The organism is Jatrophihabitans sp. (assembly GCF_051960575.1).
GTDB lineage: Bacteria > Actinomycetota > Actinomycetes > Mycobacteriales > Jatrophihabitantaceae > JBQCEE01.
Window position 1 is genome coordinate 1 of the sequence record NZ_JBQCEE010000039.1, and the last position, 13,880, is coordinate 13,880.

13 protein-coding genes and 1 pseudogene are annotated in these 13,880 nt (G+C 71.7%); 5 read left to right on the top strand and 9 right to left on the bottom strand.

Annotated elements, in window-relative coordinates; genetic code table 11:
* On the bottom strand, window positions 1-1,287 hold a 1,287-nt coding region (locus ACTHMS_RS01810), incomplete at its 3' end, for an NAD-dependent succinate-semialdehyde dehydrogenase (protein ID WP_440304972.1).
* Window positions 1,288-1,380: 93 nt separating this feature from the next.
* Between ACTHMS_RS01810 and ACTHMS_RS01815 the strand changes: the two genes are divergently transcribed.
* From ACTHMS_RS01815 to ACTHMS_RS01825, 3 genes are read left to right on the top strand one after another with little or no spacing between them, the layout of a single operon-like run.
* Window positions 1,381-2,685, top strand: coding sequence for an esterase/lipase family protein (locus tag ACTHMS_RS01815; RefSeq protein ID WP_440304973.1), 1,305 nt, complete (start codon window positions 1,381-1,383; stop codon window positions 2,683-2,685).
* Window positions 2,686-2,740: 55 nt separating this feature from the next.
* Entirely contained in the window at window positions 2,741-3,214 is a 474-nt protein-coding gene (locus ACTHMS_RS01820) for a nuclear transport factor 2 family protein (protein WP_440304974.1), read from the top strand.
* Between the two features lie 53 nt (window positions 3,215-3,267).
* Window positions 3,268-3,687, top strand: a complete 420-nt coding sequence (locus tag ACTHMS_RS01825) for a nitroreductase family deazaflavin-dependent oxidoreductase (RefSeq protein WP_440304984.1) — start codon at window positions 3,268-3,270, stop codon at window positions 3,685-3,687.
* A 72-nt stretch (window positions 3,688-3,759) separates the two neighbouring features.
* Here the strand turns inward: ACTHMS_RS01825 and ACTHMS_RS01830 are convergent, their stop codons facing one another.
* The 3 genes and pseudogenes from ACTHMS_RS01830 to ACTHMS_RS01840 all read right to left on the bottom strand — a co-directional run.
* On the bottom strand, window positions 3,760-5,328 hold the full coding sequence (locus ACTHMS_RS01830) for a succinic semialdehyde dehydrogenase (protein ID WP_440304975.1): 1,569 nt from the start codon (window positions 5,326-5,328) through the stop codon (window positions 3,760-3,762).
* A gap of 4 nt (window positions 5,329-5,332) precedes the next feature.
* Window positions 5,333-6,166: an SDR family oxidoreductase gene (locus ACTHMS_RS01835; protein WP_440304976.1), complete on the bottom strand. Its 834-nt coding sequence runs from the start codon at window positions 6,164-6,166 to the stop codon at window positions 5,333-5,335.
* A 74-nt stretch (window positions 6,167-6,240) separates the two neighbouring features.
* A pseudogene (locus ACTHMS_RS01840) lies at window positions 6,241-7,170 on the bottom strand (alpha/beta fold hydrolase); the annotation flags it as partial.
* Here ACTHMS_RS01840 and ACTHMS_RS01845 point away from each other — a divergent pair.
* Entirely contained in the window at window positions 7,076-7,693 is a 618-nt protein-coding gene (locus ACTHMS_RS01845; protein ID WP_440304977.1) for a TetR/AcrR family transcriptional regulator, read from the top strand. The pseudogene ACTHMS_RS01840 and the gene ACTHMS_RS01845 overlap by 95 nt on opposite strands.
* Window positions 7,694-7,698: 5 nt before the next feature.
* Here ACTHMS_RS01845 and ACTHMS_RS01850 read toward each other — a convergent pair whose 3' ends face one another.
* Genes ACTHMS_RS01850 through ACTHMS_RS01870 form a run of 5 tightly spaced genes read right to left on the bottom strand, consistent with a single transcriptional unit; the run spans window position 7,699 to window position 12,468 of the window.
* Window positions 7,699-8,961: an acyl-CoA dehydrogenase family protein gene (locus ACTHMS_RS01850; RefSeq protein WP_440304978.1), complete on the bottom strand. Its 1,263-nt coding sequence runs from the start codon at window positions 8,959-8,961 to the stop codon at window positions 7,699-7,701.
* Between the two features lie 4 nt (window positions 8,962-8,965).
* Complete coding sequence (locus ACTHMS_RS01855) at window positions 8,966-9,874, bottom strand: SDR family oxidoreductase (protein ID WP_440304979.1); 909 nt, start codon at window positions 9,872-9,874, stop codon at window positions 8,966-8,968.
* 43 nt (window positions 9,875-9,917) lie between these two features.
* Window positions 9,918-10,811, bottom strand: coding sequence for a MaoC/PaaZ C-terminal domain-containing protein (locus ACTHMS_RS01860; RefSeq protein WP_440304980.1), 894 nt, complete (start codon window positions 10,809-10,811; stop codon window positions 9,918-9,920).
* A 2-nt stretch (window positions 10,812-10,813) separates the two neighbouring features.
* Window positions 10,814-11,245: a type II toxin-antitoxin system Rv0910 family toxin gene (locus tag ACTHMS_RS01865; protein WP_440304981.1), complete on the bottom strand. Its 432-nt coding sequence runs from the start codon at window positions 11,243-11,245 to the stop codon at window positions 10,814-10,816.
* A 32-nt stretch (window positions 11,246-11,277) separates the two neighbouring features.
* The gene (locus ACTHMS_RS01870; protein ID WP_440304982.1) at window positions 11,278-12,468 is read right to left on the bottom strand and encodes a lipid-transfer protein; all 1,191 of its coding nucleotides are present in this window, start codon (window positions 12,466-12,468) and stop codon (window positions 11,278-11,280) included.
* 152 nt (window positions 12,469-12,620) lie between these two features.
* Here ACTHMS_RS01870 and ACTHMS_RS01875 point away from each other — a divergent pair, with 152 nt between their 5' ends.
* Window positions 12,621-13,745, top strand: a complete 1,125-nt coding sequence (locus ACTHMS_RS01875) for a magnesium and cobalt transport protein CorA (RefSeq protein ID WP_440304983.1) — start codon at window positions 12,621-12,623, stop codon at window positions 13,743-13,745.
* Window positions 13,746-13,880 lie beyond the last annotated feature (135 nt).

The following is a 13,880-nucleotide window of genomic DNA, read 5'->3' on the forward strand; positions in this document are numbered from 1 at the left end:
CTCGCAGACGCGCAGGCCGCGGGCCAGGTCGCGGGTGAAGACGTAGCCGGTGAGTCCCATCTCGGACGCGTTGGCCAGCGCGATCGCGTCCTCGTCGTCCCTGACCGGGATGATCGGCGCGACCGGGCCGAAGATCTCGTCGACCGCGACGGGCGACGAGCGCGGCACGTCGACGAGCACCGTCGGCGGCACGAAGAACCCGGCGCCGTCGTGCCGGTGGCCGCCGATGAGCGCCCGCGCGCCTGCGGCCACCGACCGCTCGATCTTGTCGACGATGCCGTCGGCCGCGCGCCGGTTGACCATCGGGCCGAGCTCGGTGTCCGGCGACGTGCCCGGCCCCATGCGCAGCCCCGCCATGCGCTCGGCCAGCCGGCGTCCGAACTCGTCCGCCACCGACTCGGCGACCAGGAAGCGGTTGGCCGCGGTGCAGGCCTGCCCGCCGTTGCGCATCTTGGCGAGCATCGCGCCCTCGACGGCCAGGTCGAGGTCGGCGTCGTCGAGCACGAGGAACGGGTCGTTGCCGCCGAGCTCCATCGAGCAGTTCACGATGCGGTCGGCAGCCTGCTTCAGCAGCAGCCGCCCGACGTTCGTCGAGCCGGTGAACGACAGCTTGCACACGCGGGCGTCGGCGAGCGCGACGTCGACCAGCTCGGCCGGGCGGTCGGTGGTGACGACGTTGACCACGCCTGCGGGCGCGCCGGCGTCGTGCAGGATCTGCGCGAGCAGCAGGGCGGTGTACGGGGTGTCCTCGGCCGGCTTCAGGACGAAGGTGCAGCCCGCCGCGAGCGCGGGGCCGATCTTGCGGGTCGCCATGGCCGCGGGGAAGTTCCACGGCGTCAGCAGCAGGCAGACCCCGACGGGCCGGCGGAAGGTCAGGATGCGGTTCGTGCCCGACGGCGCCGTGCGCAGTTCGCCGCCCACGCGCACCGCCTCCTCGGCGAACCAGCGGAAGAACTCGGCCGCGTAGGCCACCTCGCCCCGCGCGTCGGTGAGCGACTTGCCCATCTCGAGCGACATGAGGTGCGCGATCTCGTCGGTGCGCTCGATCATGGCGGCGAACGCCCGGCGCAGCACCTCCGCGCGCTCGCGCGGCGCGGTGGCCGCCCAGCCCGGCAGCGCACCCGCCGCCGCGTCGACGGCCGCCCCCACGTCGTCGGCGCCGGCGCGCGGCACGTCGCCGAGCGGCTCGCCGGTCGACGGGTCGAGCACCGCGAACGACCCGCCGGAGCCGTCGCGCCAGGTGCCGCCGATGAACTGCTGGGTGGGGATGCCGGCCGGCAACGTCATGCAGGTCTCCTGGAACTCGCACGGCTGAGATGTGCGACAAGCTTGCCACCCTCCGGTCTTGCCAAGTCGAGTGCACGACTGTTCACTGGACGGATGCGACCCGACGAGATCCGCGACGCCGGCGCCCTGACGAGCACGGCGCTGTCCGAGCTCACCGAGGTGGCCCGCGACATGCACAAGGCCATCGCCGGACGGCTCTTCGGCCTGGCCGGGCGGCCCGGGCAGGCCATCGGGCTCGTGCACGACGGCATCGCCGCGATCGCCTACGAGTCGACGCGGCTCGGCCTCAAGTACGGTCCGGCGGCCGCGGGACTCGTCGGCAGCTACGTGCGTGACGAGCAGGCGCCGTCGGCCCACGACGCGCCGAAGGGACGCCTGGTGCTCGGCGCCCTCAACGGCTTCTGGGGCGACCGCATCGCCGACGAGCGCGACGCCCTCGCCCCCGTGCTGCGCGCCCGCCTGCACGACGGCGCGCTGCGGCGCGTCCCGGCCAATCTCGCGTGGGACGCCCGCGAGACGGCCACCGGGCGGCTCGTGCTCTTCGCCCACGGCCTCTGCGAGACCGATCAGTTCTGGTGGCTCGGCGCCGAGCGGAACTGGGGCGACGCCGACGTCACCTACGGCCGCAAGCTGCACGAGGACGACGGCTGGACACCGCTCTACCTCACCTACAACACCGGCGCGCACATCTCGGCCAACGGCGCTGAGCTCGCCTGGCTCATCGGCGCGATCGTCGACGAGTGGCCGGTGCCCGTCACCGAGATCGCGCTCGTGGGGCACTCGATGGGCGGGCTGGTCGTGCGCAGCGCGGCGCACCAGGCCGACGAGCAGGGCCTGCCCTGGGTGCGGCACCTCACCCACGTGGTCGGGCTCGGCACGCCGCACATGGGCGCCCCGCTCGAGCGGTTCGCCAACTGGGGCACGCACCGGCTCGCGCGGTTCCCCGAGACGCGCCCGCTGGCGCAATGGCTCAACCGGCGCAGCGTCGGCATCAAGGACCTGCGCTACGGCTCGTTCATCGAGGCCGACTGGGACGGCCACGACCTCGACGAACTGCTCACCGACCGCTGCACCGACGCGCAGCTGGTGCCCGGCGTCGCGTACTCGATGGTGAGCGCGACGCTGTCGCGCGAGCCGGAGGGGATCTTCGCCCACGACCTGCTCGTGGCGCACACGAGCGCGCACGGCCGGGGCCGGCGCGAGGGCGACCGGTCGATCCCGTTCGAGACCGACCGCGCCTTCCACATCGGCGGGCGGCGCCACCACTTCCACCTGCTGAACGACCCGGCCGTCTACGAGCAGCTCCGGACGTGGCTCTCGGGCGAGGTGCCGGTGCCCGTCGCCCGCGATTCCCGGCGGCGTGCGCCACGCGCGTGGCGGCGGCGGCGCACGGCCTGATCGGCCGCGTCCGGTTCGAGATGTGCACCGGGCCGACCTGTGGTGTAGTCCGGGGATGGACGCGACGACCCTGGCCGAGCTGTCCGCGCTGAAGTACCGCTACCTGCGCTGCGTCGACCTCAAGGACTGGGACGGCCTCGCCGACACGCTCACCGCCGACGTCGACGCGAGCTACGGCGACCGGCTCGCCTTCACCGGGCGCGACGCGGTCGTCGACTACATGCGCTCGACGCTCGGCCCGCAGATCATCACCGTGCACCAGGTGCACCACCCCGAACTCAGCGCCGACGGTGACGTCGCCACCGGCCGCTGGTACCTCGACGACCGCGTGCTCGTGCTCGAGCACCGCCTGCTCATCACCGGCGCGGCCTTCTATGAGGACACCTACCGACGTGAGGCCGACGGGCGCTGGCGCATCGCGCGCACCGGCTACATCCGCAGCTACGAGGCGATGGAACCGCTCCCCGAGGGCTGGCAGCTCACCGCGAACCGGTGGGCGGAGGCGGCCGCCGGGCAGGGATCATCGTGAAGGCCAAACCCGATGGCCTCGACGCGCCGTATGTCACGAAGGTGTTGAAGTACATGGGCCTGGCCCACACGCGTCTCTACCGCCTCACCGGCGGTCGGCTCGGCCGCACCTGGCGGGTCGGCAGCGGACTGCGCCAACCGGCACCCGTCTGTCTGCTCACGACCACGGGCCGCAAGACCGGCCGGCCGCGCACCGTGCCGCTGGTCTACTTCGAGGATGACGGGGACATCGTCTTCATCGCCTCGCAGGGCGGCCGGGCCGAGAACCCGATGTGGTACGGCAACCTCGTCGCGAACCCCGAGGTCGAGATCGAGATCGGACGCGACAAGCGGGCCTACCGCGCCCGCACGGCCACCGGCGCCGAGCGGGCCCGGCTCTGGCGCCGGGCGGTGGCGGTGTACGCCGACTACGACAACTACCAGTCGTTGACCGAGCGCGAGATCCCCGTCGTCGTCTGCGAACCGATCACCTGAACCACCGCTTGTCCCCCGCCCCAGTCGTTCCCGGGGCCTCCGGATGACTGGGGCTGGGGACAAGCGGTTCGTTCAGCGCAGGCCGGTGCGGCGGAGCAGGTCGTTGCCGACGCGCATGGCGGTGGCGAAGTGCTCCTTCGGCAGCCAAGCCGGGGCGTCGAGCGGCACGACGGCCTGGGCGACCGTCTGCGCCTCGGTGTACTTGAGCAGCCCCTCGGCGCCGTGCCGGCGGCCGACGCCGGAGTTGCCCATGCCGCCCATCGGCGCGTCGATGCTCGCGTAGGCCGCGCCGAAGCCGTCGTTGACGTTCACCGTGCCGGCGCGCAGCCGCGCCCCCACCTCGCGCGCCCGCTTGGTGTTGCGGCCCCACACCGAGGCGTTCAGGCCGTACTCGGTGTCGTTGGCGAGCGCGACGGCCTCGTCGACGTCGTCGTACGCGCGCACGGTCACGACCGGCCCGAACGTCTCGTTGCGGAAGCAGCGCATGCCCTCGGTGACGCCGGCGAGCACGGTCGGCTCGAAAAAGCTCGGGCCGAGGTCGGGCCGGGCGCGCCCACCGACCAGCGCGGTGGCGCCGCGCTCGAGCGCGTCGTCGACGTGTGCGGTGACGGTGACGAGCTGGCGCGGCGAGATGAGCGAGCCGATGTCGGCGCCGTAGTTGTAGCCGGGGCCGACGGCGAGCGCGCGCGTGGCCTCGACCAGCTGCTCGACGAACTCGTCGTGGATGCTGCGGTGCACGTACAACCGCTCGATGCACAGGCAGACCTGGCCCGCGTTGGCGAAGGCGGCGGTGAGCGCCCCGGGCACGGTCGCGCCGAGGTCGGCGTCGGGCAGCACGATCATCGGGTTCTTGCCGCCGAGCTCGAGCGAGTAGCCGATCAGCCGGCCGGCCGCGCGCGACGCCACCGCGCGCCCCGTGGCGGTCGAGCCGGTGAAGCCGACGTAGTCGCAGGTGTCGACCACCGCGCCCCCGGTCACCGGGCCGTCGCCGACGACGATCTGGAACAGCTCGCGCGGCAGTCCGGCGCGGATCAGCAGCTCGCGTCCGAACAGCACGGTGAGCGGTGTCTGCGCGTCCGGCTTCAGCACCACGGCGTTCCCGGCGAGCAGCGCGGGCAGCGAGTCGGACAGGCCGAGTGCGAAGGGGAAGTTCCAGGGACTGATGATGCCGACGACGCCCTTGGGCTGGCGCAGCTCCTGCACCTTCACCATGAGCGGGAACAGCCCGGCCCGGGCCTGCGGCGCGAGCAGTGCCTCGGCGGTGCGCACGTAGTACCGGCCGGTCAGCACCGGCTCGAAGGCCTCGATCTCGGCGTGGAACCGTGCCTTGCCCGTCTCGGCCTGGATGAGGTCGAGGATCGTGTCGCGCTCCTTCGCAACCTCCTTCAGCCAACGTTCGACGACACCGACCCGCTGCCTCACCGGGACCTGTGCCCACGCCCGCTGGGCGCGTCGGGCCCGCTCGACGGCGGCGGCGACGTCGTCGGGTGTCGCGGTCGGGACGTCGACGAGCGGTCGGCCGGTGAAGACCTCCACGACCGTGGAGGGTGCACCGTGTCCCGCCGCCTCGTGGGCGAGACGCTTGAGCAGGACGTCGGTGAGGCGGTCAGGGCGCTCGACCGTGGGCAGCGTGGCGGTCATCGGCTCAGAGTCCCGCCGCCCGCTTCTCGTAGGCATCGCGTTCGGGGGCGTGGGCCGCGGCGATCATGACGGTGTCGCTCTTCACCAGGCGTCCGAACGCCTCCATCGGGCCGCGCGGGAACAGCCGCATCACCTTGGTCATGCCGTTGATCGCCTTCGGCACGTAGACGTCGAAGTGCGGGCGGTGCAGCGCGTCGAGGATCGCGGCCGCGACGTCCTCGGGCGACGACGACTTCATCAACGGGTGGTCCTTCACCCCGTCGGTGAGCTCGGTGCGCACGATCGCCGGCATGACGCACGAGACCTCGATGCCGGTGCCGTGCAGTTCGAGGTGCAGCGCCTCGCTCAGCCCGACGACCGCGTGCTTGGTGGCGCAGTACGTGGCGACCCCCGGGAAGCCGAACTTGCCGGCGGCGGACGCGACGTTGACCAGGTGGCCGCGGCCGCGGGGCTTCATGCGGCGCACCGCCTCCTGGCTGCCGTGCACGACGGCGCGCAGGTTGATGGCGATCTGCCGGTCGATCGAGGCCGCCGACTCCTCGTCGAACTCGACCACCGGCATGATGCCGGCGTTGTTGATCAGGATGTCGAGCGGCCCCAGGTCGTGCTCGACCGCGTCGAGGACAGCAGTGAACGCGGCGGAGTCGGTCACGTCGAGCTGGTAGGCGACGGCGCCGCCGATGTCCTTGGCGGTGCGCTCGGCGAGCTCGAGGTCGAGGTCGGCGATGGCGACGCGGACCCCGTCGCGGGCGAGGGCGCGTGCCGTGGCGGCGCCGATGCCCCGGGCGCCACCGGTGACGAGGGCGACGCTGCCGGTGAGGTCTTTGCTGCGGGCCATGCGGGATCTCCTGTCGACGACGGACGGGTCTGACTGGCACGGTCGGCGAACTCGACGATGAGCTCGGCGACCAGGTCTGGACGCTCGACCTGCGGGCAGTGCCCGAGGCGCGGCAGCACCCTGAGTTCACTCCCGGGCAGCGCGGCATGCAAGCGTCGGCTCGAGCGTGTCGGGATGACGCGGTCGCGCGCACCGTGCGCGACGAGCACCGGGCAGGTGATGCGGTCGAGGGTGTAGAAGTCGGGCGCGGCGAGGGCGAGCTCGCGCACCTCGCGCAGCACCGGCCACGGCGTGCCGCCGGCGAGCAGGTACTCGGCGATGCCGCGCAGCTGCGCCCGGCCGGCCCGCGGGCTGGTCGGGTACATGATGCGCGCGCCCGCGCCGAGCACCACGCGACGCGCGAGCTCCGCCGGGAAGCGCGGGTCGCGCGCGGCCAGGCGCAGCAGCCAGGGCTCGTCCGGGGTGGTGAGCATGCGCTGCGTCCAGTGGCCGCCGTGGGTCGGTTCGCTGAGCGTGACGACGCCGGCGACCGGCAGGGTCGGGTCGGCCGCGGCACGCAGGGCGGCCACGCAGCCGAGCGAGTTGCCCACGAGCACCACCGGGCCGCCGACGTGGGCGATCAGCGCGCGCATCGCGACGTCGAGGGCGGGCACGATCGGGCCGTCCGGTCGCGGCGCCGCGTGACCGAAGCCCGGAAGATCGACCGCGACCGCACGGCGGCCCCTCGCAGCCAGGTGGCGCAGCACCCCGCGCCAGGTGTCGGCCCGGTCGCTGTAGCCGTGCAGCAGCAGGATCGGCGGGCCGTCGCCGTGGGTCTCGAGCAGCCGGGTGCGTCCCGTGGGAGGATCGAGCCACGCCACCGAGGTCACCATGTCACATACCGTCCAGACCGTATGTAACATGACTCGGATGACGAGCACCGCGCCCCGCCAGCGCCGCACGCAGGAGGAGCGCAGCACCGCCACCCGTGAGCGGTTGCTCGACGCGACCATCGACTGCCTCATCGAGTTCGGCTACGCCGGCACGACGGTGGCCCGCATCGCCGACCGCGCCGGGGTCACCCGCGGCGCGCAGGTGCACCACTACCCCACCAAGGCCGATCTCGTGCTCGCCGCGCTGCGGCATCTCGTGGCCAAGCAGGTGCAGGCGAGCGTCGACGAACTGCCGCGGCTGCAGCGCACGAACGACATCGTGGGCGCGACGCTCGAGATGCTCTGGCGCATCCACCGCGGCCCGCTGTTCGCGGCGATCGTCGAGCTGTGGGTGGCGGCGCGCACCGACCCCGAACTCGCCGCGCACGTCGGCGAGCTGGAACCGATCGTGACGATGGCGGTGCCCGACCTGCTGCAGGGCCGGGTCGCCGAGTACCTCGCCGACCCGGTCGTGCGCAACGGGCTCTACCTCGCCATGGACGTCATGCGCGGGCTCGTCGTGAGCACCTGGCACCTCGAGCCGGCGCAGGTCGAGGCCCGGTGGCGCCGGGCGAAGAAGCAGCTGCGCCCGATGTTCCCGGACCTCGACCTCTAGCAGTCTCACCGTTCGAGGACGCCCTTGGCGATGTGAGTCGCCTGGATCTCGTTGCTGCCCGCGTAGATCATGAGCGACTTCGCGTCGCGCGCGAGCTGCTCGACCGGGTACTCGCTCATGTAGCCGTTGCCGCCGAAGAGCTGGATCGCCTCCATCGCCACCTCGGTGGCCGCCTGCGACGAGTAGAGCTTCATCGCCGACGCCTCGGCGAGGCTGGGCTGCTTGCCGGCGGCGGCGAGCTCGAGCCCGCGGAACACCATGTTCTGCACGTTGATGCGGGCGATCTCCATTTGCGCGAGCTTGAGCTGCACGAGCTGGTAGTCGGCGATCGGGTGGCCGAACTGCACGCGCTCCTTCGCGTAGCGGGTGCACTGCTCGAGGCACTCCTCGATGATCCCGAGGCTCATCGCCGCCACCCCGGTGCGCTCGGCGACGAAGCCCGACTTGGCGCTCGCGCGTCCGTCGCCGCCCTTGTGTTCCTCCGTCTCCCCCAGCAACCGGTCGGCCTCGACGAAGACGTCGTCGAAGAACAGCTCGCCGGTCGGGGACGAGTGGAAGCCCATCTTGCGGAACGGCTTGCCCTGCGTGAAGCCCGGCATGCCGCTGTCGAGGACGAAGGTGAGGATCTTCCGGTCGCGCGGCGCGGTGACGCCGTCGTCGAGCTTGGCGTAGACGACGACCGTGTCGGCGTAGGGGCCGTTGGTGATGAAGGTCTTCTGCCCGTTGAGCCGGTAACCGCCCTCGACCCGCGTGGCGGTGGTCCTCATGCCGCCGAACGCGTCGGAGCCCGAACCGGGTTCGGTGAGCGCCCACGCCGCGATCTTGCCCAGCGTGACGAGTGGCGGCAACCAGCGCCGCTGCTGGGCGACGGTGCCGCGGCTCATGATGGTGGACGCGCCGAGGCCCAGGCTCACACCGAAGGCACCGACGAATCCGGGCGACACGCGGCAGATCTCCTTGATGAGGATGACGCCCATGCCCGCTTGGGCCCCGAGGGCACCCATGCCACCGTCGCCGGACCGGTCACGCTTCGGGGTCTCGACGCCCTCGGCGCGGGCACGCTCCTTCGCCTCGGCCGTGTCGAGGATGGCGCTCAGTGCGTCGGACGCCATCGCGTCGATGCCGAAGGTCTTCCAGAGCTTGCGCAGGATGTCGTAGGGCGGCAGGTCGCCGAACTCGAGCTCCTCGCGCCGCGGGCGGATCTCCGCGTCCACGAACTGGCGGATCGCGTCCTGGATCGCCAGTTCCATCTCCGACCACTCGATCACGGCGTCACTTCCAGTCCGCGGTGCGCGCCGCGATGTCGGCGATCGTCCAGGGGCCGTCGGCGTCGATCGAGTTGACGGCGCTCCAGGTCTGGAACTGCTGGATGTTGCCGCCCGTGACGCCGAACAGCTTGCCGGTGTGCGGGCAGTCGGCACTGGCGAGGTAGGCCACCAGCGGACTGATGTTGGCCGGGTCGAAGGCGTCGAACTCGCCCTCGGCGACGGGCGCGGCGAAGATCGCGCCCATGCCGGGCGTGTTCACGGTGAGCCGTGTGCGGGCCACCGGGGCGATGGCGTTGACGCGCACGCCGTAGCGCTCGAGCTCCTGCGCGGCGACCAGCGTGAGCGCGGCGATGCCGGCCTTCGCCGCGCCGTAGTTCGCCTGGCCCGCGTTCGGCACGTACGTGCCCGAGGGGGACGCGGTGTTGATGACCGCGCCGTTGACCTCGACGCCCGCCTTGCTTTGCTCCTTCCAGTACGCCGCCGCGTGGTGCAGCACCGCGAAGTGCCCCTTGAGGTGCACGTCGAGCACGGCGTCCCACTGCTCCTCGGTGAGGCTCGCGATGTAGCCGTCGCGCAGGATGCCCGCGTTGTTCACGACGACGTCGAGGCGGCCGAACGTGTCGATCGCCTGCTGCACCATGCGTTGCGCGCCGGCCCAGTCGTCGACGCCGTCGGTGTTGGCGACCGCCTCGCCGCCCGCCGCCACGATCTCGTCGACGACCTGCTGCGCCGGGCCGGCGTCGGCGCCGCTGCCGTCGGCTCCCCCGCCGAGGTCGTTCACCACGACCTTGGCGCCCTCCTTCGCGAACAGCAGCGCGTGCTCGCGTCCGATGCCACGGCCCGCGCCGGTGATCAGCGCGACCCGTCCGTCCAGTGCTGCAGTGTGCCCATCGCTCTTCGCGCGAGCGCTCATCGCCGGATTCGCTCCGCTCCTCGCTCGTTCCTCGCTGCGATGCTCACTCATCCCCTGCTCCTTCGTCGGTGATCTCGGCGAGGCCGTCCTTGATGACGACCTGCGCGGCGTCGCCCTCGCCCGTGGTGGTCTCGAAGGCGTACGTGGTGACGCCGCCGCACGACCCCGCGCGCCAGATCGTGGTGGTGATGTCCTGGCCGGGCAGCACGGGCCGGGCGAAGCGCACGGCGTGCCGCCGCAGCCGTGACGAGTCGCCGCCGGCCACGGCCTGCAGCACCGCCCAGGACGTGAACGCCTGGGTGCAGAGGCCGTGGGCGATGATGCCGGGCAGGCCGGCCTGCTTCGCTGCGTCCTCGTCGAGGTGGATCGGCATCGGGTCGCCCGAGGCCGGCGAGTACCGGAACGTCTGGTCGTCGTCGACGTGCTGGGTCACGACCGCCACCGGCGCGTCGGCACGCACCGCGTCGTCGAGCCGGTGCGGCGGCGCGAGCTCGCCGACCGTCTCGCCCACGTCGACGCCGCGGAAGAACGCCGTCATGGTCTGCTCGTTCACCAGCGCACCGTCGGTGTCGCGGCACTCGAGCAGGAACGCCGCGGACGTGCCGTTGGCCGCGCCGCGGTAGCCGAGCGCCTTGGCCCGTGTCGTGATGACGTCGCCCGGACGGATCGGCCGGTAATAGCGGAAGTCCTGCTCACCGTGCACCACCCGCAGCGCCACCTCGGGCGGCGCCACGACGAAGGCCACCTGCAGCATCGACATGAACGCGGGCACGACGGCGAAGACCGGCGGCGCGACGTCGCCGCTGCGGTGGGCGGCGATGGGGTCGTTCGTCGCCTCCGCGTAGGCGGCGATGCGGTCGCGCGTCACCTCGAAGGCGTCGGCGTCGCCCCAGACGCCGATGCCCGTGGCGTCGAAGCGGACCTGCGTCGAGGTCATCGTCAGCCGACGAGCTCGCCGAGCTTGGCCAGCGACTGGTCGAGTTCCGCACGGCCGGCCTTCTCGACCGCGGCACCGATCGCGCCGACGATCATCTGCCCCTCGAACTGCGCGGTGATGGTGACCTTCGAGCCGTCGCCGTCGGCCTCGACGTCGAGCCCGATGCTGACCTTGACGCCTGCCATGCCGGTGCCGGACATCTCGACGCGGTGCGGCGGGGCGAACTCCCCCACCGTCCAGGTGATGGTGTTCGGCATGTTGAGCAGGCTGACGATCGCGGTGGCCTGGGTGCCGGTCGTGATCTCGGACGGCACCTCGCCCTTCCACGACTTGTGCATCGACAGCCACTCGCCGAAGCGGTTGAGGTCGGACACGACGGACCAGACCTTCTCGGGTGCGGCGCCGTACTCGACGGTCTTCTCGATGGTGCCCATGGTGATCTCCTTGCTGACGGACGGTCGGGTGGCTAGCGGTTGGCGGGACGGTAGGCGGTGACGACCACGGCACCGCCGAGGCCGATGTTGTGCTGCAGGGCGACGCGGGCGCCCTCGACCTGACGGGCGTCGGCCGTGCCGCGCAGCTGCCAGGTGAGCTCGGCGCACTGGGCGAGACCAGTCGCGCCGAGCGGGTGCCCCTTCGAGATGAGGCCGCCGGACGGGTTCACCACCCAGCGTCCGCCGTAGGTGGTGTCGTCGTTGTCGACGAGCTTGCCGGCCTCGCCCTCGCCGCAGAGACCGAGCGCCTCGTAGGTGAGTAGTTCGTTCGCCGAGAAGCAGTCGTGCAGTTCGATGACGTCGACGTCATCGGGTGTGAGGCCGGCCTGCGCGTACACCTTGTCGGCCGCCGCGCGGCTCATGTGCTTGCCGACGAGCCCTGCGGCCGTGCCGTCGAAGGTGTTCGCGAGGTCGGTGACCATCGTCTGGCCGACGATCTCGACGGCGCGGTCGGCGAGCCCGTGCTCGTCGACGAAGCGCTCGGACGCGAGGATCGCAGCGCCGGAACCGTCGGACGTCGGCGAGCACTGCAGCTTGGTCAACGGGTCATAGATGGTGGGCGCGTCCAGGATCTCCTGCAGGCTGTACTCCTGCTGGAACTGCGCGTACGGGTTGTTGACCGAGTGCTTGTGGTTCTTCCAACCGATCTTGGCGAAGTGCTCGGGCGTGGTCCCGTACCGATCCATGTGCTCGCGTCCGGCCGCGCCGAACATGTACGGCGCCGGCGGCATCGCGAACTCGTACAACTCGGCCAGCGCGAGCAGGTGCTTCATCATCGGCTGCTCACGGTCGGTGTAGGTCGAGGTGAGCGAGCCGGGCTGCATCTTCTCGAACCCGAGCGCAAGCGTGCAGTCGGCGAGGCCGCCGCGGATCGCCTGCGCGGCCAGGTACAGCGCCGTCGAACCGGTCGAGCAGTTGTTGTTCACGTTGACCACGGGGATGCCGGTCATGCCGAGCTCGTAGACCGCACGGTTGCCGGAGGTCGACTCGCCGTAGACGTAGCCCACGAACGCCTGCTCGACGTCGCCGTAGTCGATGCCGGCGTCGGCGAGCGCGTTGCCGCCCGACTCCTTCGCCATCGCCGGATAGTCCCATCCTTCGCGGCGTCCCGGCTTCTCGAACTTCGTCATGCCGACCCCGACGACGAACACCTTCTCGGGCACGGATCGCCCTCCTCTCGATGCGGTGACGGGACGCTAACATACAGTCCGGCTTGCAGGTAAGTACCTGCTTCGTCGTGTCGCAGCAGTTCCGGCGACACGCCCAGGACGGCGCGTCGGTTGCGCGCCCGGGCCCGAGCCGGTGCGATGGGGCTGTGAGCGTCGACCTGACCCGGCTGCGCCCGCGCCGGCGCTCGGCCGCGCGGCGGCCCGTGCCTGCCGACAGCACCGCGCCGTCCCCCGCCTCGACGCACCGCCGGCCGTCGGTGGTCGACACGGCCGTCTACTGCGACGGCCGCCGCGAGTGCACGCCCGCGACGTTGCAGGACACCTTCCGCGCCCTGCGCGAGCGTCCCGGCGGCATGGCGTGGATCGGGCTGTACCGGCCGGACGAGGCCGAGCTGCAGGTGCTCGCCGGCGAGTTCGGCCTCCACGAGCTCGCCGTCGAGGACGCCGTCGCCGCCCACCAGCGGCCGAAGCTGGAACGCTACGGCGACACGCTGTTCGTGGTGCTGCGCGCGGCCAGGTACGTCGACGAGCGCGAGGAGGTCGAGTTCGGCGAGCTGCACGTCTTCGTCGGCAGCGACTTCGTCATCACCGTGCGGCACGCCGAGAGCCCCGACCTCTCGGTCGTGCGACACCGACTCGAGGAAGACCCCGAGCTGCTCGAGCGCGGGCCGGAGGCCGTGCTCTACGCCATCCTGGACGCGGTCGTCGACGGCTACGGCCCGGTCGTCCAGGGTCTCGAGAACGACATCGACGAGATCGAGGCGCAGGTCTGGCAGGGCGACGAGCGGGTGTCGCGGCGCATCTACGAGCTGTCGCGCGAGGTCGGCGACTTCCAGCGCGCGTGCGGCCCGCTCACCGGCATGCTCGCCGCCCTGCGCGCCGGCTTCGACAAGTACGGCGTCGACGTCGAACTGCAACGGGCGTTGCGGGACGTCGACGACCACGTCAGCCAGGTGACCGAGCGGGTCGAGAACTTCCGGGCCCTGCTGCGCGACATCCTCACCGTCAACTCGATCCTCGTCGCGCAGCGGCAGAACGAGGAGATGACGCGCCTCGGCCAGACGAGCAACGCGCAGAACGAGGAGGTCAAGAAGATCTCCGCCTGGGCCGCCATCGGCTTCGCCCCGACGCTCGTCGGCACCGTCTACGGCATGAACTTCACCCACATGCCCGAGCTGAACTGGGTGCTGGGGTACCCGATGGCGATCGGGCTGATGCTGCTGTCGAGCATCGTGCTGTACGTGCTGTTCAAGCGCCGCAGCTGGCTCTGACCCGTGACACGATGGTGTGCGAGATGAGCGCACCGGACGACACCCCCCGCCCGACGCCGGACGTCGAGGCACTCGCGGGGCTGGCGCGGGCCGGCGCCGAGTCGCTGTTCCGCACGCTCTCGCTGGTCGCCCGGG

Bases quoted from the DNA above. Each gene is read 5' to 3' on its own strand.
- ACTHMS_RS01860 (WP_440304980.1), bottom strand. From the start codon at position 10,811: ATGACCTCGACGCAGGTCCGCTTCGACGCCACGGGCATCGGCGTCTGG.
- ACTHMS_RS01830 (WP_440304975.1), bottom strand. From the start codon at position 5,328: ATGACCGCCACGCTGCCCACGGTCGAGCGCCCTGACCGCCTCACCGAC.
- ACTHMS_RS01825 (WP_440304984.1), top strand. From the start codon at position 3,268: ATGGGCCTGGCCCACACGCGTCTCTACCGCCTCACCGGCGGTCGGCTC.
- ACTHMS_RS01835 (WP_440304976.1), bottom strand. From the start codon at position 6,166: ATGGCCCGCAGCAAAGACCTCACCGGCAGCGTCGCCCTCGTCACCGGT.
- ACTHMS_RS01855 (WP_440304979.1), bottom strand. From the start codon at position 9,874: ATGAGCGCTCGCGCGAAGAGCGATGGGCACACTGCAGCACTGGACGGA.
- ACTHMS_RS01820 (WP_440304974.1), top strand. From the start codon at position 2,741: ATGGACGCGACGACCCTGGCCGAGCTGTCCGCGCTGAAGTACCGCTAC.
- ACTHMS_RS01865 (WP_440304981.1), bottom strand. From the start codon at position 11,245: ATGGGCACCATCGAGAAGACCGTCGAGTACGGCGCCGCACCCGAGAAG.
- ACTHMS_RS01845 (WP_440304977.1), top strand. From the start codon at position 7,076: ATGACGAGCACCGCGCCCCGCCAGCGCCGCACGCAGGAGGAGCGCAGC.
- ACTHMS_RS01815 (WP_440304973.1), top strand. From the start codon at position 1,381: ATGCGACCCGACGAGATCCGCGACGCCGGCGCCCTGACGAGCACGGCG.